The organism is Paenibacillus sp. FSL L8-0340, from assembly GCF_038593145.1.
GTDB lineage: Bacteria > Bacillota > Bacilli > Paenibacillales > Paenibacillaceae > Paenibacillus_AQ.
The window spans coordinates 4,923,290-4,943,888 of record NZ_CP151967.1; the positions used below are offsets into that span (position 1 = coordinate 4,923,290).

Below are 20,599 nucleotides of genomic sequence, written 5' to 3' on the forward strand. Positions count from 1 at the left end.
CTTTTTTAAATTTACAGCTTTACCCCATGAAAGCAATGTTAGTACAAACTGCCCATTAAGAGGCTTAGGCGAGGGATTATATGAAATCATCCAAATTGTTCGCGATCGGCAAAACAGTAGCTCCCATTATGCTCGGTGCCGCAATCTATGCATTTGGGCTCCTCTATTTTATAGTGCCCAACCAGCTGATGGAAGGCGGGGTAACCGGGATTACCATCCTGCTGAATTACGCCTTTGACCTTCCTATATTCCTGACTACCTTACTGCTTAACCTTCCGCTGTTCCTGCTCGGCTGGAAAGTGCTCGGCTCAAACCAGATTTTTTATACAGGTATAGGAATCGGTTTGTTGACCTTTTTCCTCTGGGTATTTGAACGGCTGATTGCTGGCGGCTGGCTTGTCCCGTTCAGCACCGAGCATGATTTCATTCTTGCTTCATTATATGCAGGGGTGACGCTTGGCGCAGGACTTGGGATCGTCTTCCGTTACGGCGGGACCACCGGCGGTGTCGATATCGTAGCCAGAATTCTTGCCCGCAAGTTCGGCTGGAGCATGGGACAGATTATTCTGGCTGTCGACATTCTCATCATCGGCGCCTCCCTGCTCTACATTCCCCGGGAAAAAATATTGTATACCCTGGTGGCCGTCTTTATTTCCTCGCGGGTCATTGATTTTATTCAGGAAGGTGCATATGCCGCCAAAGCCTTCACCATTATCAGCGATGACGCCCCGCAAATTGCCGATCTTATCACGGCAGAGATGGACAGGGGCGTAACGCTTATCCCTGCAATCGGCGCTTACTCCAAGCAGGCGAAACACATGGTGTACTGTGTCGTCTCCCGCCAGGAGATCCGCCGCCTCAGCCAGCTGGTGAAATCCATCGACCCCACGGCTTTTGTGATCATCAGCGATGTGCATGATGTACAGGGGGAGGGGTTTCGGCAAACCTAAATCCATGAATCAATGTGATTCATCATTAATAAAGAGTGGACAAAAAAAGGCTTTCCCTGCCATCATCACGATGGATGATGGGGGAGCCTTTTATTTAGCAACAACTTATAATCCGCAGAAAATATATCGTCGCAGAACTATTAACCATACGGGATCTGCCGCCGCCTGCCTCATGGCCGGATCTATACCGGCTTCCACTCCTCATTTTCGCCGCGGTATTTGCGGTATCCGGTATAGGCCAGCGCTGCCAGAATGAACGCCCCGGCAAGCAGCCCCCACCCTCCATACTCCGGCGGAGACAGCGGCAGAGATAAAGCCGGCTCATCCCTCTCTTTGCCAAACATCACCCGGACAGCGTCCTGTCCGTAAGAAACGATCTCCAGCAGGCGTGTGCGTTCGATCGGCTGAGATGAGGATGGAATACCCGCCGCGTAAGATAACCAGGAATCAAAGGCATTCACCACCTCCGGCTGGCGGGAGATGACCACTGCAGGACGGATATTGTCATATCTGCTTTGCAGTCTAGTTACTGCCGTTTTCCAATCCTTAAGATTATTAGCAACAGCACTTTGCTCCATATCGTTCAGATCCTCGCGGATCAGCTTGTAGTACTGCAGCCACATCGGTTGCTTTGGATGATTCAGGCTATTGGCAGCGAGCCTGAGCTTGGCAGCGGCAGCTTCCCACTTCTGGGGATTGATTTGCTCAGCCGCCATTGTAGTCTTAAGATCCATAACCAATGTCGTCAGTGCATTTATCCCCTCCACCGAGGTCAGGCCTTCAAAGGATGAGGATACAACAATCTGTGAAATCTCCTCGCTCTCCTGCCTTGCCTTGGCGACATTCCCTTCCAGAACATAGCTGTATAAAGCCTCTGCCGCCTGCTCCAGCCGCTGTGCTCCAGTCCTGCCGGTAAGCGCCGGAGATTCTCCGCTTACGGAACTCCCGGTACTAAGCAAATTTGCAAAGCCGGAACCTGCAGCGTCAGCACTAGAATCTGCCATAACCTTTCCACTATTCCCTCCGGCAAGCAGCCAGCATAACACTAACCCTGTCAGCACATAATATCCCCTGCGCGGCATGAGACATCCCTCCTACCCTAAATGTATGGCAGGAGGACAAGAGATAGAACAGCCTGTCAGCGCCTGTTGCTGAAGCTCTCCATGGGCCTGGTTCTTCTGCTGAAAATCCAGGCCGCGGCGGCGCTGAGCAAGGTTAAACCAATAGTGAAGTACTGCACCCCTATTACATCATCCTCCAGCACAGAAGGCAGCCACGGATAAATCCCAATCGAATAATCCACCATGTCATTGGCAAGGGTCCAGAGCAGCGCCAATGGCAGCATTCTGCGGAAAGCGAAGAAGCGGGCATAGATCAGTGCTTCAACCGCCATCCCGGTATGCGATGCGACCAGCATCCAGTCCTTCCAGCTCACAGTGTCCCCCTGATATCCCCCGGCAAAAATAATGCTTACCGCCCAGATTCCGTACTTCACGGAGGTGAGAACCGCCAGTGCTTCGATCAGTTCACGCAGCAGTGTCCCTTTCAGGCGCTTCGGCGGATACAGCAGGAGCAATAAAGCGGCCGTAAAGAACAGGCTCGCAGTCGGACTATCCGGAACGAACGGAAGCAGCCAGGCAGGATAATTAGCTGCTGTATATTCCAATTGATTGCCGTACCACATGTAACCGTAAATCGTACCGAAGAAATTCACAATAAAGAGCAGCCATATGACTCCCCGGTGTTTAAACAACCTCTCGAACCAATGAACCGGCATATCGACACATTACCTCCTAGATCATGGCAGCCTCTGCATTTACACAACCAAAAACCTGACCGCATGCACGATCAGGTTTGCGCTTATCATTATTTTACTGTTCGCTTTTTTGTTTGGCAAGCCAACCGGCAAGAGTGTCAATATCCTGCTCTGTCAGACCTGCCGCCACCGCCGTTTCATACATCGGAGGCATTTGCCCCTGTCCCTCTTTAATGATCGCAAGAATCGCATCTTTGTCATGGGTATCGCCGACACCACGAAGCGCAGGCACACTACCTCCACCCTTCATATCGACAGCATGACAAGAGACACAGGTAGCTTGCTTATAAAGTGCCATCGCCGGATCACTCTTGTCCACGATGGCTACTTCCTCCGTTTCAACAACACTTGTGGTCGGCAAACCTTTGGCTCTATTCTCTGCCGCCTTTTCCTCGCGCTGCACATCCTCAGGAATTTGATCTGTTAACGCCATTTCATGCTTATATTCCGTCCAGGCTGTATTCGTCAAATAAATGATCGCTGCGAGCGAGAGGAACATTAAAGAGGAAGCGATCGGCCGGCGGTAGAACCGCCGTTCCCGGCCAGTATCCAAAAAGGGGGCCAGCAGAAGCGCTCCAAAGGCTACACCTGTAACGCCGAGTGTGCCCAGCACAATATAGTCACCAGAGGCATAGGGCAGCTTCAAATATTGATACAGGAACAGGAAATACCAGTCTGGTATCGGAATTACAGTTGCACTGGCATTCGCAGGGAAGCCTAGCGGCGCCGGCTCTGAAATGGTCAGCACCAGGATGCCCACCAGCACGACAACACCGACCATCCATTCTTTCAATAGGAAGTTGGGAATAAACGCTTCCGATTTGCCCGGATATGCCGTATAGTCCGGCGGTGTAATGAAACCGTTACCCTTGCGGACACGGGAATCACCGACAAATACGACTTTTTCTTTGGTGTTGTCCTTGTCTTTGTGTGCCATCTGCAGTTCCCCCTTTCTGTCAATTGACTTACAGCGGACCGGAGATACCCTGTCTGCGGATCATAATAAAGTGTCCGACGAGCAGAATAAGCAGGACCGCCGGGAGGAAAAATACATGCAGTGCAAAAAAGCGGGTTAAAGTTTCTGCGCCGACAATAGTGCCGCCCTGCATCAGTTCCTTCAGCACAGGCCCCATAACGGGTACAGAATTAGCAATTTCCAGTGTAACCTTGGTTGCAAAATAAGCTTTGTTGTCCCAAGGCAGCAAATAGCCGGTCAGTCCAAGCCCTAGCATCACGAAAAAGATAAGCATACCGACGATCCAGTTCATTTCGCGCGGTGCCTTGTAGGAACCGGTGAAAAATACACGCATTGTATGAAGGAACATCATCACGATGACGAGACTTGCGCCCCAGTGATGCATACCTCGGACGATCTGCCCGAAGGCCACCTTAGTCTGCAAATATTCCACACTGGCATAGGCATTTATAATATCTGGAACATAATACATGGTCAGAAACATACCCGATAAGATCTGAATGACTGTAATAAAGAACGTAAGTCCGCCAAAGCAATAAACAAATGCCGAAAAGTGATGTGCCGGATTGACATGCTCAGGTACCTCATGATCGGCTACATCTCTCCAAATCGGCGTAATATCCAGACGTTCATCAATCCAGTTGTAGACATTTTTAAACATCAGATTTACGCCTCCTTCTTAGCTTCGGTGTTGGGGACGATATCGCCAAGATAGACCCAGCCTCCATCAATCTTGGTCTTGTACTGGTCAAGCGGCTTCGGGGCTACCTCTAGATTCTTGCCTACTTTGGTATACCTCGCTCCATGACATGGGCAATGGTATTCATCCGGATAGGACTTGTTATTGTTCCATCTGACCGTACATCCCAGATGCTTGCAGATCGGTGAAAGCGCATAAATTTCTCCGCTCTCATTTTTACGGATCCAGGCTGTCAGCGTAGCTGTACTGGCATACCATCCGTCCTGCTGTTTCAGCTCAAACGTAAACTCCTGCGGTTCATCGGTAATTTTAGAGGTCTCCGCAATTTTGATGAATTCACCCTCGCCTTTTTTATGTAATATCGGGTCTACGGCAAAACGGATCATCGGCAGGACTGCCCCGGCCCCCATAAAAGCGGTAGCTCCGCCAAGGGTATAGGTTAGAAACTGTCTGCGTGACATCTCTTTTAGGCTGGGCGGTCCTTGCGGATGCGGCTCCTGCTCTTCTTCATGGCTGCTCATACTGTGTGTAACCCCCTATTCAGAAATTGGAGAAGGCACCTGCAGTGTTATCCAGAGGTTTTTCCTGTAAATAATCCGTTTACAATGATATAAGTCACACGACATATAAGTTCAACCTAATCATAGCGTAGGGTCCAAAACCCGTCAAGAATATTGTCTAAATTGTGACAGGCATATTGGGGTGCTTTTCTATAAATTGTTGATTTTTTGTCACATTTAACTCATTTATCTTCTTGCCACATCTGCTCAATTTTTCTCCCTATCTGACTCTTAAAGGACATTATCCGGGACGCGTCAAATCCAGTCAGGGAAAGGAATAAATCGCTTTCAACAATTTCGTTGGACAACAGTTCCAAATCGGATGAAGCCACAATGACATATTGGAAGTGACTGGATTTGACTTTTCGGCAAATCTCATTTACGTATTGAGAACTGTCACCTGAGCTGTACTGAATTGCCGGGTAGGTTACAATGCGCCCTTGAAAGGGTTGTTCAATACAGTCCAGCAAATCACGCAACCGTTCAAGTGCCTCTGCCGCCTCCGGCGGACTCTCCGTACCCTTCAGGCCAGTAAACGGAATCAGGCAGGTATCGAAGTATTTGCAGTTTGCCTCCCAGCTGCTTTTGTCAAAATCACTAAATTTCATTACTGTTCATTCCCCTCAACCTGAAATGTTCAAACATTTTTGACAACCATTTCTCCTTGCTTTCTCGAAGACACTGCTAAATCCCTCTTTTACAGGAAAACAAAAAAAGAAATGCGCCAAGCGCATCTCTTATGCCAAACTTTTCAGTTCTTCAGTCAGATACCGGAAAGCCGTTTTATCTCCGGCCGCCAGCGCTGTGTCAATCTCCCGGTACAAGATGTCGGTACGACGCTTTCGCAGCGCTTCATCCCACACCATTTCTGCCGCAAGCCCTAGCATCACTTCATAGGTAGCCTTCATTTTGTCCATTCGATACACCTCCGCTGTTTAGAAGTTTCCATATTCCTTCGCCTTGTTCACATAACTCTCGCTGGTTCGTGACATTCTCAGTAAGTCCTGCTCGGTCAATTCACGGACCACTTTGGCGGGGGTACCCAAGGAAAGGGTGTACGGCGGGATCACTTTGTTTTCGGTTACAAGAGATCCGGCTCCTATTAAAGCATATTCACCAATCTCTGCTCCGTTCAACACAATCGCACCCATTCCGACTAATGTGCCTCTGCCTATCCTGCAACCATGAATGATTGCGGAGTGCCCTACCGATATGTCATCCCCCAGTATCAGCGGCAAATTCTCCGCCACATGGCCTACAACCCCATCTTGAATGTTGCAGCCTTTTCCAATAATGACTGGAGCAAGATCGCCCCGAAGCACCGCATTGAACCAAATACTTGAATACTGTCCTACACTCACATTCCCTACCAGCTTAGCCCCTTCTGCCACGTAAACAGATTCATCGAGCTGCGGTATGTAATTCCCATAAGCAATCCGCATTTTCCTCCCCCTTACTTCGGCAGTCGCTTCGGAGTAGCAGCTTCTGTCCCCCATGGCGTCATTTGGACTACCGGACCTTCAGGTGTCTCCCCAAGCCGGATCATTCCAAGATGCAGCATCATCCGCAAAATACGCTGTTCCAGGATCGATGCGGCATCATCATAATAAAACGGTTTGATCAGCCAGCCCAATCCCTCCACTAAGGAAGAAACGCTCACCCACTCTTCCGCACTTACGCTAATCCAGTATACGAGCGATGGAAGATTAGGAACAGCACCTTTATAGAGTTTTAACCAAAAGGTGAATAACTGCATCAGTCTTTCTGATTTTCCTTCCGCAAGCAGCGTCTCACCTGCCGAGGTCAACTTCAAACGGTAACCTTCTTCCGAAATATAGCGGCGGTGCCTCGCATAATCATACAGAAGCGCCATTCTTGGCGGATAATGCTCGCATGCTCTGCCGTAACCGAATCTCCAGCCCCCCTTGCCCAGCAGCGGCTCAGGAACTTGGATCGCGTTCATTACGCCCTGCTGATAACGTTTATAGAGGGCACCCTCCTGGTTCAGCTCCAGCTCATTGTCCATCACATAACGCAGGAACATCAGCAGATCGCCCGCCAGCAGGTCACCTTCCCCGCGGTATACCGCTGGCTCGCTGCTCCGGACCACATGTTCCTTGATATGCTGGCCCATCCTCTCGCGGAAACGGTTCTTCAGATCCTCCGGCACCTGAAAGAGGTATCTGCTCTGCTGTGAGGCGCCGCTGAAGAGCCATCCGCCGCTTTTGAACCGGCTGACCATCTCACGGTAACCGCCGGTTTTGCCGGCAGGTGCATCAAAGCAGGCCTGCCTCGCGGCAGCCAGCAAATCTTCAAGACTGAATTTGCTGCGTTCGTCGAACAACAGTGTGTTGAGAAACCGCAGTTCCTCCGGGGTGCAATCCCGGATATGAGTCTCCATGAAATCGCGGCTTCCTAGCGTGATCAGTATACTCTGAATCAAATCATGTTTAGAATTTCGTTTGCAATCGCACTGGTAGCGCCCCGCAATGGCGGTAAGCTGACCAATGTCTGCGTAAGTGAGCATATCCGCCAGATTCATCTTTTATCGCCTCACCGTTTTACTACCATTATGGGAAATACAGCCCTTTTTATTCCTTATTACGCAAAAAAAATAACCCGAGGCTTCGGGTTAACGCTGATTTTGCAAGATATGACGTGTACAATTGTATAACAGCGGACTCCATTCCAGTTCCTTCTTCTCCAGAATGGTCAGCGACAGATTGCCAAGACGTTCTGTGTACTTGTCCTTATAAAGCGCGGTGTACAGCTGAGCCAGAAAGCCGCCGTGGGAAATTACCAGCACATTGCTCTCCGGGTAACGGGCCGATAGATCCTCCAGAAAAGCCAGACCGCGTACCTGCAGCTGTTCATCCGTTTCTTGACCCAGCGACAGCAGGTTCCACTCTTTGCCCCACTTCTCCTCCCGCTGCATGGCAGTCATGCCTTCCACCTGCCCATAGGCACGCTCACGGATCCGGTGATCGGGTTCAAGCAGTGGAATGTCCAGCTTGGCAGCTACGATCTTCCCTGTCTCCGCTGCACGGGAAAGACTACTGGTAATGCAGTAGTCCCAGCGGTAAGGTTCCTGCAGAAGCCTGTCTCCCAGCATCTCAGCCTGCCTCCGGCCCTCATCGTTAAGCGGAATATCACTTTGCCCCTGTATCTTTCCTTCCGCATTCCAATCGGTCAGCCCATGGCGTACTAAGCCGATAAGCATTGCCATCACCCTTCCCCTCCTTTATGTTTGCTTAATAATGTATCATGAATGAAAACAAATGTCTTCTTTTCGAAAGATTATTATGCCTTTTCGCTCTTCCTGCACGGAAACAAGACAACAAAAAAAGCCCGCTTTACTTGGTAGTAAAGGGAGCCCCTCATTGTCTGCGGTAACGGTTCAACCGGATGAGCAAAAATATCGATAAGCCTACCCCTAGCATGGACAGCATCATCCAATATTGTGGATGGGTTGGCCCCATACTTACTACAAGCGGCTCGATAATGCCGCCTTCTGATTCGAGAACAGGATAAGCCGGTGACCATCCTAGTGAAAGGCCGGCCACACCCGTATCCACAATTCCGCTTTGCGCCGTGGTTGTGTTATGGGATGTCTTAAACATAGTGAAATATAGGAAGCTCGATAGAAACACTGCCAGAAAGCAGGCAATCCAAAGGCTTATCCGGCGGCGGAAAACTGTAGAATTACCGGCAGATTTCCCGTCCCCGGGCATCAGCCAGGGACTCTCGAGATAAATCCGCTCCATAACCCTGAGGTTTATAGCTTCCGCACGTTCTTCGCTGACTTCTACCTTCGCCTCAAGCATAAGCTCACTGCTCTCCTGCCACAATGCCCACTCGGAGGCGCAGTACGGGCAACTTGCAATATGCCTCTCAAGTTCAATCCGCTTGGGGTCGGTGGGGGGAGCGTCCCACAATAGCGGAATGAAATCTTGCGCTTCCCTGCAGTTCATTGGCCTTACACCCTCTCAGCCTGCTCTTCAAGTTCAGGCTCATAGAAATAGGACTCGAGCTGGAGCTTCACACTGCTCCTGGCACGGAACAATAATGATTTCACGGAGCTGACACTCTGATCCAAAATAATGGCGATTTCCTGATAATCCATTTGATCATATTCACGCAGAATGAGTGCAGAACGCTGCTTCTCCGGTAGATTATTGATCGCTTCACGGACCAGCATCATCCGTTCCTTACGAAGTGCCGCTTGCTCCGGCGCTACCTCCGGCGGAGCTACAGGAGTATAGCCGCTTTCCTCAAGAGATACATTGCCTGCACGATTCTTGCGAAGCTCACTCAGCACCGTATTACGGGCGATTGTATACAGCCATGTTGAGAATGAAGCATCCACTTCACGGAAGGAATGCAAGCTGCGGAACGCCTTATAAAAGGTCTCCGAGCAGAGATCTTCAGCAATCAGCTCCATATGGGAATTCTTAAGCATATGATAGACAAAAGCCAATATTTTTCGTTGGTATCTTCGCATCAGTTCCGAGTATAATTCTGTGTTTCCTTGCTTAATAAGCTGGATCAACTGGGAATCCGTCATGGTGAGTTCGGCCCTCCTCGCCCTTGCACGTTTAATCCCGGCCGGTCTGTAACTACTTATACCGGTCGGGGCTTAAAAAGTTGCGCTATTACGCTAAATTTGTACCGTTTTATGAAATACTTCCTATGTATATTCAAATACCCGGTAAAAAAGGCATGCCACATGTAAATACAGAAATAAATACGCATCTTTACAGGTTTCCTTACATCCCGCACGGCTCTTTTTTGATGATTATGGAAAGGAATCTATTAACATACTTAACCCAGTATAGCATAGATTCTAACAGGATGACATTAATAGACTCGAGGCAACAATACACTATTTTACATTTAGGATATTAAGTCGAATCCTGCTTCATTCCAAAGCCTGCCATCTGTGCACATAAAAAGTCAGTCGAAACGCTCTTTCTTATCAATTCCGAATGGCCTGACCTGCGATTTGGAAAATAAAGTTTAAATAAAGTGTTGACAAAATGTAAACGGATACATATAATAAAAGTACAGTATGGTTTCTCTCCACTCCTATCCAAACACTGCACAATTCCAATTCATTGTGAATTGTAGCCGCTTACTTTGTAAGCGGTCTTTTTTTGTCCATTTTCAGGCAGAGGTGCGCTGTAACCCAAAACAAACAGGGTTTTGACTTCGAAGTTTACTCAGTTAATTTGCGTGGAGTCCGATAACTTACTACAATTTATATAGCGTGAAGCATATAAATTCCTATATTTTTAAAAAAGCCGGGGCATTCGCCCCGGCTTCTACACATATACCGTATAATCGTTGTGCTGCAGCAGAATCTTAGCCCGCTCCATGTCATTCTCTTGACGGAAAGACAGCCGCATAATGCCGGGAACGTCTTCACGGCTTTCAATAATCTGCACATTGCTAAGGTTGATACCCTGATCCCCCAGCTCCGTAGCGATTCGCCCGATAATACCCGGATGATCGGGAACATCAATATGGAGATCGAACAATGGCGTAATCATTCCTTTGCGGCGCTCCGGCAGCTGGCTGCGGAAGCCGTTAGCTTCGCTGAAAGCCTCCTCAATGCCTTCTCCGTCCGCCGTCTCCAGCAATTGGATAAATGAAGATACCTCCTGATTCCAATCCTTCAGCAAGCGCAGCATCACCGTACGGTTGTTAAGCAGAATATCGCGCCAGATGATCGGATCGCTGGAAGCAATCCGTGTGATATCGCGGAAACCGCCTGCAGCCAAAGTACTGTACAGGGAATCCGTATTATCATAGGCGTGAATCTGATTCACAAGCGCGACGGCAATAATATGCGGAAGATGGCTGATCGCACCGACGATTTCATCGTGGCGTTCAGGATCGAGCCGGACAATCTGCGCTCTTGTATGTAATAGCAAGGATTCAAGTGCATGATATGCTTCTTCCGGCACTCCCGGCGGAGGCGTCAGCACATAATAGGCATTCTCAAACAGCAGTGAGGAGGCTGCTTCCACACCGGAGCGTTCGGAACCGGCCATGGGATGCCCGCCTATGAAATGCACATCAGGAAAGTCCAGTGAAACCGCGCAGGCGGCAATGCTGGCCTTGGTGCTGCCGACATCCGTAATGATGCAGCCGGGTTTCAGCGGAAGCTTGCTTAACTGCTGCAAATAATCCTCCAGCATGCCTACAGGTACGCATAGAAAAATAAAATCGGCGTCCAGCGCCGCTTCTTCAACAGAAAGTGTTGCCTGATCGACAACACCTCTGCTGACATATTTAATTGCGGATTCAGGACGATGGGCATGGCCTACGACGGTCAGGCCCTTCTTGCCTTTGAAGCAAAGGGCCAGTGAGCCTCCGATCAGACCGACACCGAAAATGGCTATTTTTGTCGTCATGTTCTTTGTACTACCTGCCTTCTATAGGTATCGTCTTGTCTGTTACAGGTTACACCTGTACCTTCTGATCTTTAAGGACCCGCTCCAAAGCGGCGATAAAAGCCTTGTTCTGCTCTGTCGACCCGACAGTAACACGGATATAAGTCGGGTAAAGCCTGTGGCCTGCTCTTACAATGATGCCTTGGCGCAGCAAGGCGTCGAATACTTCGGTTGCAGGCTTGCGTACATCTACCATAATGAAATTACCGTGTGCCGGGAAAAAGTCCAGGCTCAGGCGTTTGAATTCTCCCTGAAGCTGAATGATGCCCGCGCTGTTGAGACGGCGGCATTCCTGCACATAATCCTGGTCAGCCAGTGCAGCCAAGGCGCCAGCCTGGGCTAGACGGGAGGTGTTGAAAGGTTCCCGAACCTGATTAATCAGCTTGATAATCTGCGGACTTGCAACACCATAGCCGATGCGGAGTGCAGCCAACCCATAAATCTTGGAAAAGGTGCGCAGCACAACCAGATTCGGATACTTAGCGAGCAGCTTAATTCCGTCGGAATAGGAAAGGTCTGTTACGTATTCGGAGTAGGCTTCATCGAGCACCACCATTACATTCGCAGGAACCGCGTTCAGGAAAGTGACCAGCGCCTCTTCAGGCACAATCGTACCGGTTGGATTATTGGGATTACAGATCCAGATCACCTTTGTCCGTTCCGTCACTGCAGCCAGCATCGCGTCAAGATCATGTGTACCGTTTGCCAGAGGCACTTCTATCGAAACAGCACCTTCGATATCGGCATTGCTCTTGTATACGGAGAAGGTCTGATCTGCCATAATTGTCTCGTCACCCGGCAGGAAAAAGGCACGTGTAATCAAGGCGATGATTTCATCGGAGCCGCAGCCGAATATGATATTGTCGTTCTCCACGCCAAGGTGGCTTGCCAGTGCGCTTGTCAAATCAGCGGCCGCGCCATCAGGATACAGAAAAAGATTGTCCAGATCGGCAATAATAGCAGCTTTTGCGCTCGGCGAAGGTCCATAGGGGTTCTCATTGGACGCCAGTTTAATGACCTCGCTTAAGCCCAGTTCTTTCTTAACCTCATCAATAGGTTTGCCTGGCTTGTAGACAGGGAGGTTGATAATATTTGGTTTCGGATTCATTTATGTTCCTCACTCTCCATGGGTAAGATAGCTGCTCTCAGATCTGTTAGCAGACCGTTATGGTCTTAATTGTGCCACAAATTCACGAATTTGCAACAGTCCTTGGCTGCGGGTATCCGGATTGTCCAGCAGCGGAATCACATCCTCCACCTTGCGGACAATGGCACTGCCTACGACCACACCGTCGCAAATGCGGGCAAACCGTGCCACCTGCTCGCCCGTCGAGATGCCAAATCCAACAGCTACCGGCAAGTCTGTTGCCCGGCGTACGGATTCAATAAAGTCATCCACTCCGGTATGAAACGACGATCTTTCGCCTGTCACACCAAGGGAGGAGACACAATAGACAAAACCGCTGGCACCGGAGACAATTTTGGCAATCCGCTCACTGGAGGTCGGCGCGACAAGCGGTATCAGATTCACACCAGCCTCACGGCTACGCAGGCGCATCTCCCCGGACTCCTCCACAGGCAGATCGGGAATGATCAGGCCGCTGATTTCGTGGGTCTCAAGCTCTGCAAAAAAGGTGTCCAAGCCCATCTGCATAACCGGATTATAATAGGTGAACAAAATGAACGGAAGCTCGCTTCCCGCCTGTCGGGCCTTCAGTGCCGTTTCCATACAGGTTCGAAGGTTAATGCTGCCTCGCAGCGCTCTAGCCGATGCCCGCTGGATCACCGGACCATCCGCGAGCGGGTCGGAGTAAGGAACGCCCAGCTCCAGAATATCTGCACCCGCTGCCTCCAGTTCGGCAATGATATCAAGCGTGGTCTTCAGATCCGGATCGCCTACCGTTAGAAAAGGAATCAAGGCCGTCCGTCCGGCCTCTTTAAGCTGCCGGAAGGTCAAATCCATCCGGTTTGTCGTGTCCGTTGTCATTGCTTACCCGCTCCTTCCGTATAGGCCATTATAGATTCCACGTCTTTGTCGCCGCGCCCGGACAGACAGATGACTACAATATCATCCTTGGTGAGCGTGGGTCCGATCTTAGCAACATGCGCCAAAGCGTGGGCCGACTCCAGAGCCGGAATAATGCCTTCAGTCATACACAGCAGCTTCAAAGCTTCAAGCGCTTCCTCATCCGTAACCGGCACGTATCGGGCACGCTCTATGTCTTTGAGGTAGGAATGCTCAGGGCCAACTCCCGGATAATCCAATCCGGCAGAGATGGAATGCGCCTCTGTAACCTGTCCATGTTCATCCTGCAGCAGATAGCTCAGGGAGCCTTGAAATACTCCATGGGTTCCCTTGCTCATTGTCGCAGCATGAAAAGGGGTATCGATCCCCTTGCCTGCAGCCTCTACTCCGATCATGCCGACATTCTCATCCTCCATGAACGGATAGAACATACCGATTGCATTGCTTCCTCCGCCTACGGCAGCAACCAGCAGATCCGGCAGCCTGCCTTCGGCCTCCAGAATCTGGCGGCGGGTCTCATCGCCGATAATCCGCTGGAAGTTGCGGACCATCATCGGATAAGGATGCGGCCCAACTGCAGAGCCTAAGATATAAAAGGTATCTTCAACATTGCTGACCCAGTAGCGCAGCGCTTCATTCCCTGCATCCTTGAGCGTCCGTGATCCGGAAGTCACCGGTATAACCTCTGCCCCCAGCAGCTTCATACGGAAAACGTTAAGCGCTTGGCGGCGAGTATCCTCCTCCCCCATAAACACCTTGCACTCCATCCCAAGGAGCGCTGCCACCGTAGCCGTAGCTACGCCATGCTGGCCTGCACCTGTCTCGGCAATAACCTTCGTTTTGCCCATCATCTTGGCCAATATTCCCTGACCGATCGCATTGTTGATCTTATGTGCTCCGGTGTGATTCAGGTCTTCACGCTTTAGATAGATCTTAGCCTCACCGATATGTTTGCTGAAACGTTCCGCATAATACAGCGGAGTCTCCCGTCCGGAATACTGCTTCAGCAAATAATCTATTTCTTCCTGAAAAGCCGGTTCCCCCGAATACTTGCGGTAGGCTTCCTCCAGCTCAATCAGTGCATTCATTAAAGTTTCAGGAACGAAGCGGCCTCCAAAAGAACCAAAACGCCCATTGATGTCCGGTACTTGTATCATGATTGCTTCACCCTCTCCACAAAAGCTGTCATTTTAACAATATCCTTAATTCCGCCGCTCTCCACTCCGCTGGAAACATCCACGCCATCCGGGGCGTAGCCCGTAAGCAATTCACTGACATTCCCCGGCTCCAGACCCCCGGCGATAAATAAAGGCAGCCCATACGCCGCTGCCGCCTGCTGGAAGTGAGGAATACGTGCCCAATCAAATGTCCGGCCTGAACCGCCGCCCTGCGGATCATAAGTATCCAGCAGCAATGCATCCACCACACCGGCATAGCTTTCCAGACTACTATGGTTATCCGAAGCTTGTTCCGTATCACGGCTGACCACAGAAAGAGCCTTCCAGACCTGTACTTGCGGAAACGCCAGCTTAACCTCACGGCAGAATTCCGCACTTTCCTGCCCATGCAGCTGTATCACACCCAGTGGAACTGCCTTCATGATTTCCCGAAGCTCTGCCAGTTCCGGGTTCACAAACACACCTGCGGCTTCCGGAGCCTTGTCTGCCTGCCAGTCCGCAAGCTGCGCGGCAAGCACTGCTGCCTGCTCCGAGGTTATTCTGCGGCGGCTGGGAGCAAAGACAAAACCGACATAATCCAGTGGTAATCGCTTCATAGATTTTAGCACTTCAACGTCCTGAAGTCCACAGATTTTTACCATTGTCTCACTCATGCACGGCACGGCCTTTCCCTGCCTGCACCGGACCCAGCAGCTCATTCACCGCCTGCTCCACGTTCTGCTTACGCATTAAATATTCTCCAACCAACACGCCAAGGGCGCCGGTTGTGCTCAGATAATCTATATCGCCGGGCCCGGCAATTCCACTCTCACTAATCACTGGCACTCCCTTAGGTGCAAGCGTGGCCAGCTCTGCTGTAGTCGCAAGCGAGGTCTCAAAGGTATGCAGGTTGCGGTTATTGATTCCCAGCAGCACATTCGGATGTGCCGCTTTGCCGGTCTCCAGTAGCATTTCCAGTTCATTGCGGTCATGAATCTCAATAAGTACGTCCATTCCCAGTGAGGAAGCCAACTCTGTGAAGTTAGCAAGCCGGTTCGGGTCCAGAATAGCCGCGATCAGCAGGATGGCATCCGCTCCCAGCAGACGCGCCTCATAAATCTGTTTCTCGTCGATAATAAAATCCTTGCGCAGCAGTGGAAGACTTACCGCCTTTCTAACCTGCTGCAGGTATAAACCGCTGCCCTGAAAATACTCGCTGTCCGTAAGAACGGATAAGCAGTCAGCACCTCCCGCCTCATAGCCTTGCGCTATGGAAACCGGGTCAAAATCCGCCCGGATCAGACCTTTGGACGGGGAAGCCTTCTTTACTTCCGCAATCAGCCCCATCTCTCTGTTCCGCCGCTTCGTGAGCGCATCACGGAATCCTTTTGTGGACGGCAGCCCGGAAATTTCAAGTTCAGCCTGAGCCAGCGAAAAAGTCGCGGCCAGCACCTCTACCTCTTTGATTTTGGTGGCAACAATCCGTTCAAGATACATAATCAAGCTCCTTCGTCATGACTTTCAGCTGCTCCAGCTTGAGCAGTGCCGCGCCTGAATCTACTACTTCTCTTGCTTTCTCTACGCCATCTCTCAATGTATCCGCCAATCCGGCGACATAGATACAAGCACCTGCATTGACCAATACAATATCACGGTAAGGATTAACTTCTCCGGCCAACACGGCGGTGATAATCGCTGCATTTTCAGCTGCATCTCCGCCAAGCACATCTTCCAGCGGATGTCTGCTGAGGCCCATTTCCTCTGGAGTCACTTCATAGGTAAACACAGCCCCGTCTTTCAGCTCGGATACCTGTGTAGGTGCCGAAATACTGATTTCATCGAGACCATCCAGACTGCTTACAATCATCGCCCGCTTGGAGCCGAGCTCCTTCAGCACATTCGCAACTGTTTCCGTCTTGCTGCGGTCATAAATGCCCATCAGCTGCCGGTCGGCTCCCGCTGGATTGGTCAGCGGTCCAAGCATGTTGAATACGGTCCGGACGCCGAGCTCACGGCGGGGTGCAGCGGCATGCTTCATGGATGGATGATAGATTTGTGCGAACAGGAAGCAGATACCGATGCTGTCCAGGCACTGCCGGGCCTGCTCCGCATTCAGATGAATGTTGACGCCCAGCGCTTCCAGCACATCAGCGCTGCCCGCTCTGCCGGAAGCAGAACGGTTGCCGTGCTTGGCGACCCGGACCGAAGCGGCTGCGGATATGATCGCCGAGGCCGTAGAAATGTTGAATTTATGGATTCCGGAACCGCCGGTTCCGCAGGTATCCAGCAGCCGGGTGCGCTCCGTAAGCACTGGAGTGCCGAAACCGCGCATGGCTTCAGCGAAACCGGTAATCTCCTCCACCGTTTCCCCCTTGATCCGCAATGCGGTCAGCAAGGCGCCTATTTGCGCCGGCGATGCCGATCCCTCCATTATTGTTCCCATAAGCTCACGAGCCTCTGTGCGGGTTAGATCCCTGCCCTCGATCAGTCCGGCAATTCCTGATTGCATCAATTGACTTGCTTCCATAGTTCTTTTCCTCCTAAAAGTTTTATGGAGCATTCTCTGCTCTGCTCATCTCTGCTATTCCCTGGTTAAGGGGTATATTCGTACATGTAATCCTGGTTGATTACCTGTTTTTCTTTCACCTCAGCCGGGAACATCGCTTCCGCCATGCGGATCGCCTTCAGCATCCCTTTTGCCTTGTTGAGGGTCTCCTCATATTCCTTCTCCGGAACAGAATCCCAGACAATGCCCGCCCCGGCCTGCACATAAGCCCGGCCCTTGCGGAAGATAATGGTGCGGATCGTAATGCAGGAATCCATATTTCCGGAAAATCCGAGATAACCGATGGCTCCGGCATACGCGCCTCTTGCTTCGCGTTCCAGCTCCGAGATAATCTCCATAGCCCGCAGCTTCGGTGCTCCGGAAACGGTGCCGGCAGGAAGGCAGGACAGGAAGGCGTCGAAGAAATCCTTGTTCTCGTCAAGCGTTCCGGATACGTTCGAAACTATGTGCATCACATGGGAGTATTTTTCAATTTCCATGAAGGAATCGCATTTGACGGTGCCGAACTTGGAGACCCTGCCCAAATCATTGCGCCCCAGATCGACCAGCATCAGATGTTCTGCCCGTTCCTTCTCATCATGCAGCAGTTCCTCAGCCAGCTCCCGGTCCTCTGCTTCATTCGCGCCTCTAGGACGGGTTCCGGCAATCGGGCGGGTTTTGACCCGGTCACCGTCCACCTTCACCAGCGCTTCGGGAGAAGTGCCGACAATGATCTCTTCATCCATCTTCAGATAATACATGTACGGCGAAGGGTTCAATGTGCGCAGCATCCGGTACACATGGAGTGGCGATACTTCCGTTTCTATGTGCAGCCGCTGTGACAGCACCACCTGAAAAATATCCCCGGCCCGGATGTACTCCTTGGCCTGCTCCACATTGCCGATATATTGCTCCTTCGTCAGGTTGGAGTGGATTTGGCCCAGCTCGATATCCTGCGGTATGCTGCGCCGGTTGACGTTTTCCTTCGGTCCTTCCTTCTGCAGCTCTTCAGCCATAACCTCCAGCTTGCGGCTAAGCTCTTCATAGCCTGCGCGGATGTCCGAGTCCGTATCTCCGTCCTTGATGTGCAGATTGCCGACAAGCAGGATTTGCTGCTTCACATGATCAAAGACAATGATCCGGTCGCAGAACATAAAGCGGATGTCGTCCATATTAAGATCATCTACGGCATGTGCCGACAGCTTCTCGTAATACTGCAGCAGATCATAGCCGAAGAATCCGATGGCTCCGCCTGTAAAGGGAGGCATTTCTTCCAGCTTCGGGCTGCGGTAAGAGCGGAGCAGCGCTTTAAGCTCCTCGACCGGCTTGCCCAAGAGCCGTTTTTTCTCTCCGCCGACTTCAACGTGAATGATGCCTTTTTTGCCGGAGATCATGAGGAACGGATCACTGCCGATAAAGGAATAACGGGCCCATTGAATGCCGCCCTCTACACTTTCCAGCAAAAATGCACGATCCTGTTCGGCAAAACGCTGGAACAGCCGGATCGGCGTCTCCATGTCGGCAAGCAGCCGCTTTACGACCGGAATTAAGTTATACTCCCGGGACAACGCCACTACTTCTTCGACTCTTGGGTTCGTCATTTGAAAACCCTCCTTGGGATCTGATATTATGTCCGAAATACAGAAAAACCTCTACCGAAGTAGAGGTTTGTATAAGTGTAAGTATGTGAAAAAGCGCTCAGGACCGGCATTATGAGCCATATATGCGGATATCTCCTATGTGGGAATAGACGGGTAGCGCTGTGAAACTCTACACCAAAATAATCCCAGAAGGGAATCACAAATAAATGGATTGCCTATACGAACTAAATCCTGCACTCAACTCAGCTATACTCATCTCATCTAAACTAAACTCTGCTTCACTCGGCTAACTCCACTATACATGATGATGGAGGTCATTGACAACCCCGCATCTGCAAATTATTACTTGCTCTGTGATAGATCCGGGCGAAGCTTCTGGGCTTCGTTCAGATACACATGGCGGATATCCCGCTGCGATTTATCGGTGTTGACCTGCACCATGAGGCGGATGCACTGTGGCAGGCTCCCCTTGACCGGGATTTCGACGGAACACATGAGCGGCACCATCTCCCAGCCTTCAATCTCACGGATCGCCCTTGCCGGGAAGGTAGCATCCAGATCAGCAGTCATCGTAATCCATACGCTGCAAATATCCTCTGCAATCACGTCATTGCGTTCGACGATTTCCCGCAACAGTACAACCGTTTCACGCAGGATCTCGTTTTCCTCGTTTTTCGCTACGGTTGTTGCACCGCGTATCCCCCGGTTTACCATGGGCTTTCCTCCTTCTTAAGCTGCGCTATAACCTCACGAACAGATGATTGCTGCACATCATTGACAATACTGACCGAACCTATGGAATCTGGCACGATAAAGGTCATTTTGCCTTCTTTGAATTTCTTATCATGCATCATCGCCGCCATCAGTTCATCCTCACCATATTGCGCCGGCAGTCTTACCGGCAAGGCGAGCGCCGACAGCATAGATACCGTGTCTTCATAAATGGACTTATCTTTGCCCAGTTTGGCCGCTAAAAGAGCCGATCCGGCCATTCCGATGGCAATCGCTTCCCCGTGCAGGAATACACCGTAACCCCCCACTGCCTCGATCGCATGCCCAATGGTATGACCAAGGTTCAGTATGGCCCGTTGTCCATGCTCACGCTCATCATTGCCGATTACGGCGGCTTTGATCGCACAGCCCCGCTCGAGCGCATAACCAAGCGCTTCTACGTTCAACTCAAGCAGTTCTGCCGCATGATCACGGCACCAGTAGGCAAAATCCCTGTCCAGAATCAGGCCGTGTTTTACAACCTCGGCCAGCCCTGAAGAAATCTGGCGCAGCGGAAGGGTACGGAGCGTGTCCAGATCATACAGCACCATAGACGGCTGATAGAAGGCGCCGATCATATTTTTGGCTAGCGGATGATTAACAGCCACCTTCCCGCCGACACTGCTGTCATGGGCAAGGATGGTTGTCGGAATCTGCAGGAAGCCGATACCGCGCATGTAAGAAGCGGCCACAAAACCCGCCAGGTCACCGACCACACCGCCACCGAGTGCCAATACCGCCGAGCTGCGGTCCAAACCAGCCTGAATGGCTGTTGTGATAACCTCTTCATATACGGCCAGAGATTTGGAAGCCTCCCCGGCAGGGATAATATGGCTTACGACCGTATATCCCTGAGTCTGCAAGGAGCTTTCCACCGTGGCCAGAAAATGTGGGGCAACTTCACTGTCACTGACAACCAGCAGCGGACTGCGCAGTGGAAATCCGGCTTCCTGGCAGCGTTCACCGATACCCTGAAGCAAACCGCTGCCGATATGGATCGGATAAGAACGTTCTCCCAATTCTACAGTAATACTGCGCATAA

Annotated in this window: 23 protein-coding genes; 1 reads left to right on the top strand and 22 read right to left on the bottom strand. The window is 51.0% G+C overall.

Annotated elements, in window-relative coordinates:
• Positions 1-80 precede the first annotated feature (80 nt).
• The gene (locus NST07_RS22440) at positions 81-950 is read left to right on the top strand and encodes a YitT family protein (RefSeq protein WP_341094473.1); all 870 of its coding nucleotides are present in this window, start codon (positions 81-83) and stop codon (positions 948-950) included.
• Positions 951-1,132: 182 nt separating this feature from the next.
• Here the strand turns inward: NST07_RS22440 and NST07_RS22445 are convergent, their stop codons facing one another.
• The 22 genes from NST07_RS22445 to aroB form a co-directional block, all read right to left on the bottom strand.
• Positions 1,133-2,032 carry a sporulation protein YpjB gene (locus NST07_RS22445; RefSeq protein ID WP_341094475.1) on the bottom strand — a complete coding sequence of 300 codons (900 nt, stop codon included), beginning with the start codon at positions 2,030-2,032 and terminating at the stop codon, positions 1,133-1,135.
• Between the two features lie 56 nt (positions 2,033-2,088).
• Positions 2,089-2,727 carry a DUF1405 domain-containing protein gene (locus NST07_RS22450; protein ID WP_341094477.1) on the bottom strand — a complete coding sequence of 213 codons (639 nt, stop codon included), beginning with the start codon at positions 2,725-2,727 and terminating at the stop codon, positions 2,089-2,091.
• Positions 2,728-2,821: 94 nt separating this feature from the next.
• Complete coding sequence (locus NST07_RS22455; RefSeq protein ID WP_038594451.1) at positions 2,822-3,703, bottom strand: menaquinol-cytochrome c reductase cytochrome b/c subunit; 882 nt, start codon at positions 3,701-3,703, stop codon at positions 2,822-2,824.
• A gap of 28 nt (positions 3,704-3,731) precedes the next feature.
• Positions 3,732-4,403 (bottom strand): cytochrome b6, encoded by a 672-nt coding sequence (locus NST07_RS22460; RefSeq protein ID WP_038594453.1) that lies wholly within the window; start codon positions 4,401-4,403, stop codon positions 3,732-3,734.
• A gap of 5 nt (positions 4,404-4,408) precedes the next feature.
• Positions 4,409-4,963 carry a ubiquinol-cytochrome c reductase iron-sulfur subunit gene (locus NST07_RS22465; RefSeq protein ID WP_076109842.1) on the bottom strand — a complete coding sequence of 185 codons (555 nt, stop codon included), beginning with the start codon at positions 4,961-4,963 and terminating at the stop codon, positions 4,409-4,411.
• A gap of 221 nt (positions 4,964-5,184) precedes the next feature.
• Positions 5,185-5,610: a DUF2487 family protein gene (locus tag NST07_RS22470; protein ID WP_341094482.1), complete on the bottom strand. Its 426-nt coding sequence runs from the start codon at positions 5,608-5,610 to the stop codon at positions 5,185-5,187.
• A gap of 129 nt (positions 5,611-5,739) precedes the next feature.
• On the bottom strand, positions 5,740-5,919 hold the full coding sequence (locus NST07_RS22475; RefSeq protein ID WP_341094484.1) for an IDEAL domain-containing protein: 180 nt from the start codon (positions 5,917-5,919) through the stop codon (positions 5,740-5,742).
• A gap of 18 nt (positions 5,920-5,937) precedes the next feature.
• Positions 5,938-6,444, bottom strand: coding sequence for a gamma carbonic anhydrase family protein (locus NST07_RS22480; RefSeq protein WP_341094486.1), 507 nt, complete (start codon positions 6,442-6,444; stop codon positions 5,938-5,940).
• 11 nt (positions 6,445-6,455) lie between these two features.
• Entirely contained in the window at positions 6,456-7,544 is a 1,089-nt protein-coding gene (locus NST07_RS22485; protein WP_341094489.1) for a hypothetical protein, read from the bottom strand.
• A gap of 90 nt (positions 7,545-7,634) precedes the next feature.
• On the bottom strand, positions 7,635-8,222 hold the full coding sequence (locus NST07_RS22490; RefSeq protein WP_341097725.1) for a histidine phosphatase family protein: 588 nt from the start codon (positions 8,220-8,222) through the stop codon (positions 7,635-7,637).
• A 157-nt stretch (positions 8,223-8,379) separates the two neighbouring features.
• Positions 8,380-8,973, bottom strand: a complete 594-nt coding sequence (locus tag NST07_RS22495) for a zf-HC2 domain-containing protein (protein WP_341094491.1) — start codon at positions 8,971-8,973, stop codon at positions 8,380-8,382.
• Positions 8,974-8,978: 5 nt separating this feature from the next.
• Positions 8,979-9,566, bottom strand: a complete 588-nt coding sequence (locus NST07_RS22500) for a sigma-70 family RNA polymerase sigma factor (protein ID WP_038594474.1) — start codon at positions 9,564-9,566, stop codon at positions 8,979-8,981.
• A gap of 757 nt (positions 9,567-10,323) precedes the next feature.
• On the bottom strand, positions 10,324-11,418 hold the full coding sequence (locus tag NST07_RS22505; protein ID WP_341094493.1) for a prephenate dehydrogenase: 1,095 nt from the start codon (positions 11,416-11,418) through the stop codon (positions 10,324-10,326).
• Between the two features lie 49 nt (positions 11,419-11,467).
• Entirely contained in the window at positions 11,468-12,565 is a 1,098-nt protein-coding gene (gene hisC, locus NST07_RS22510; RefSeq protein WP_341379138.1) for a histidinol-phosphate transaminase, read from the bottom strand.
• Between the two features lie 57 nt (positions 12,566-12,622).
• On the bottom strand, positions 12,623-13,444 hold the full coding sequence (gene trpA / locus NST07_RS22515; protein ID WP_341094498.1) for a tryptophan synthase subunit alpha: 822 nt from the start codon (positions 13,442-13,444) through the stop codon (positions 12,623-12,625).
• On the bottom strand, positions 13,441-14,640 hold the full coding sequence (trpB, locus tag NST07_RS22520) for a tryptophan synthase subunit beta (protein WP_341094499.1): 1,200 nt from the start codon (positions 14,638-14,640) through the stop codon (positions 13,441-13,443). Before trpB ends, trpA begins: the two co-directional genes overlap by 4 nt.
• Entirely contained in the window at positions 14,637-15,314 is a 678-nt protein-coding gene (locus NST07_RS22525) for a phosphoribosylanthranilate isomerase (RefSeq protein WP_342480208.1), read from the bottom strand. Before NST07_RS22525 ends, trpB begins: the two co-directional genes overlap by 4 nt.
• Complete coding sequence (trpC, locus tag NST07_RS22530; RefSeq protein WP_342480209.1) at positions 15,307-16,137, bottom strand: indole-3-glycerol phosphate synthase TrpC; 831 nt, start codon at positions 16,135-16,137, stop codon at positions 15,307-15,309. Before trpC ends, NST07_RS22525 begins: the two co-directional genes overlap by 8 nt.
• Positions 16,127-17,167, bottom strand: a complete 1,041-nt coding sequence (trpD, locus tag NST07_RS22535) for an anthranilate phosphoribosyltransferase (RefSeq protein WP_341094505.1) — start codon at positions 17,165-17,167, stop codon at positions 16,127-16,129. The genes trpC and trpD overlap by 11 nt, the downstream gene beginning before the upstream one ends.
• Positions 17,168-17,232: 65 nt before the next feature.
• The gene (gene trpE / locus NST07_RS22540; protein WP_341094507.1) at positions 17,233-18,786 is read right to left on the bottom strand and encodes an anthranilate synthase component I; all 1,554 of its coding nucleotides are present in this window, start codon (positions 18,784-18,786) and stop codon (positions 17,233-17,235) included.
• 342 nt (positions 18,787-19,128) lie between these two features.
• Positions 19,129-19,500, bottom strand: coding sequence for a chorismate mutase (gene aroH, locus NST07_RS22545; RefSeq protein ID WP_341094509.1), 372 nt, complete (start codon positions 19,498-19,500; stop codon positions 19,129-19,131).
• A complete protein-coding gene (gene aroB / locus NST07_RS22550) occupies positions 19,494-20,597 on the bottom strand; it encodes a 3-dehydroquinate synthase (RefSeq protein ID WP_341094511.1) in 1,104 nt (367 codons plus the stop codon). The genes aroH and aroB overlap by 7 nt, the downstream gene beginning before the upstream one ends.
• Positions 20,598-20,599: the final 2 nt, after the last annotated feature.

Bases quoted from the DNA above. Each gene is read 5' to 3' on its own strand.
- NST07_RS22440 (WP_341094473.1), top strand. From the start codon at position 81: ATGAAATCATCCAAATTGTTCGCGATCGGCAAAACAGTAGCTCCCATT.
- NST07_RS22445 (WP_341094475.1), bottom strand. From the start codon at position 2,032: ATGCCGCGCAGGGGATATTATGTGCTGACAGGGTTAGTGTTATGCTGG.
- NST07_RS22450 (WP_341094477.1), bottom strand. From the start codon at position 2,727: ATGCCGGTTCATTGGTTCGAGAGGTTGTTTAAACACCGGGGAGTCATA.
- NST07_RS22455 (WP_038594451.1), bottom strand. From the start codon at position 3,703: ATGGCACACAAAGACAAGGACAACACCAAAGAAAAAGTCGTATTTGTC.
- NST07_RS22460 (WP_038594453.1), bottom strand. From the start codon at position 4,403: ATGTTTAAAAATGTCTACAACTGGATTGATGAACGTCTGGATATTACG.
- NST07_RS22465 (WP_076109842.1), bottom strand. From the start codon at position 4,963: ATGAGCAGCCATGAAGAAGAGCAGGAGCCGCATCCGCAAGGACCGCCC.
- NST07_RS22470 (WP_341094482.1), bottom strand. From the start codon at position 5,610: ATGAAATTTAGTGATTTTGACAAAAGCAGCTGGGAGGCAAACTGCAAA.
- NST07_RS22475 (WP_341094484.1), bottom strand. From the start codon at position 5,919: ATGGACAAAATGAAGGCTACCTATGAAGTGATGCTAGGGCTTGCGGCA.
- NST07_RS22480 (WP_341094486.1), bottom strand. From the start codon at position 6,444: ATGCGGATTGCTTATGGGAATTACATACCGCAGCTCGATGAATCTGTT.
- NST07_RS22485 (WP_341094489.1), bottom strand. From the start codon at position 7,544: ATGAATCTGGCGGATATGCTCACTTACGCAGACATTGGTCAGCTTACC.
- NST07_RS22490 (WP_341097725.1), bottom strand. From the start codon at position 8,222: ATGCTTATCGGCTTAGTACGCCATGGGCTGACCGATTGGAATGCGGAA.
- NST07_RS22495 (WP_341094491.1), bottom strand. From the start codon at position 8,973: ATGAACTGCAGGGAAGCGCAAGATTTCATTCCGCTATTGTGGGACGCT.
- NST07_RS22500 (WP_038594474.1), bottom strand. From the start codon at position 9,566: ATGACGGATTCCCAGTTGATCCAGCTTATTAAGCAAGGAAACACAGAA.
- NST07_RS22505 (WP_341094493.1), bottom strand. From the start codon at position 11,418: ATGACGACAAAAATAGCCATTTTCGGTGTCGGTCTGATCGGAGGCTCA.
- hisC (WP_341379138.1), bottom strand. From the start codon at position 12,565: ATGAATCCGAAACCAAATATTATCAACCTCCCTGTCTACAAGCCAGGC.
- trpA (WP_341094498.1), bottom strand. From the start codon at position 13,444: ATGACAACGGACACGACAAACCGGATGGATTTGACCTTCCGGCAGCTT.
- trpB (WP_341094499.1), bottom strand. From the start codon at position 14,640: ATGATACAAGTACCGGACATCAATGGGCGTTTTGGTTCTTTTGGAGGC.
- NST07_RS22525 (WP_342480208.1), bottom strand. From the start codon at position 15,314: ATGAGTGAGACAATGGTAAAAATCTGTGGACTTCAGGACGTTGAAGTG.
- trpC (WP_342480209.1), bottom strand. From the start codon at position 16,137: ATGTATCTTGAACGGATTGTTGCCACCAAAATCAAAGAGGTAGAGGTG.
- trpD (WP_341094505.1), bottom strand. From the start codon at position 17,167: ATGGAAGCAAGTCAATTGATGCAATCAGGAATTGCCGGACTGATCGAG.
- trpE (WP_341094507.1), bottom strand. From the start codon at position 18,786: ATGACGAACCCAAGAGTCGAAGAAGTAGTGGCGTTGTCCCGGGAGTAT.
- aroH (WP_341094509.1), bottom strand. From the start codon at position 19,500: ATGGTAAACCGGGGGATACGCGGTGCAACAACCGTAGCGAAAAACGAG.
- aroB (WP_341094511.1), bottom strand. From the start codon at position 20,597: ATGCGCAGTATTACTGTAGAATTGGGAGAACGTTCTTATCCGATCCAT.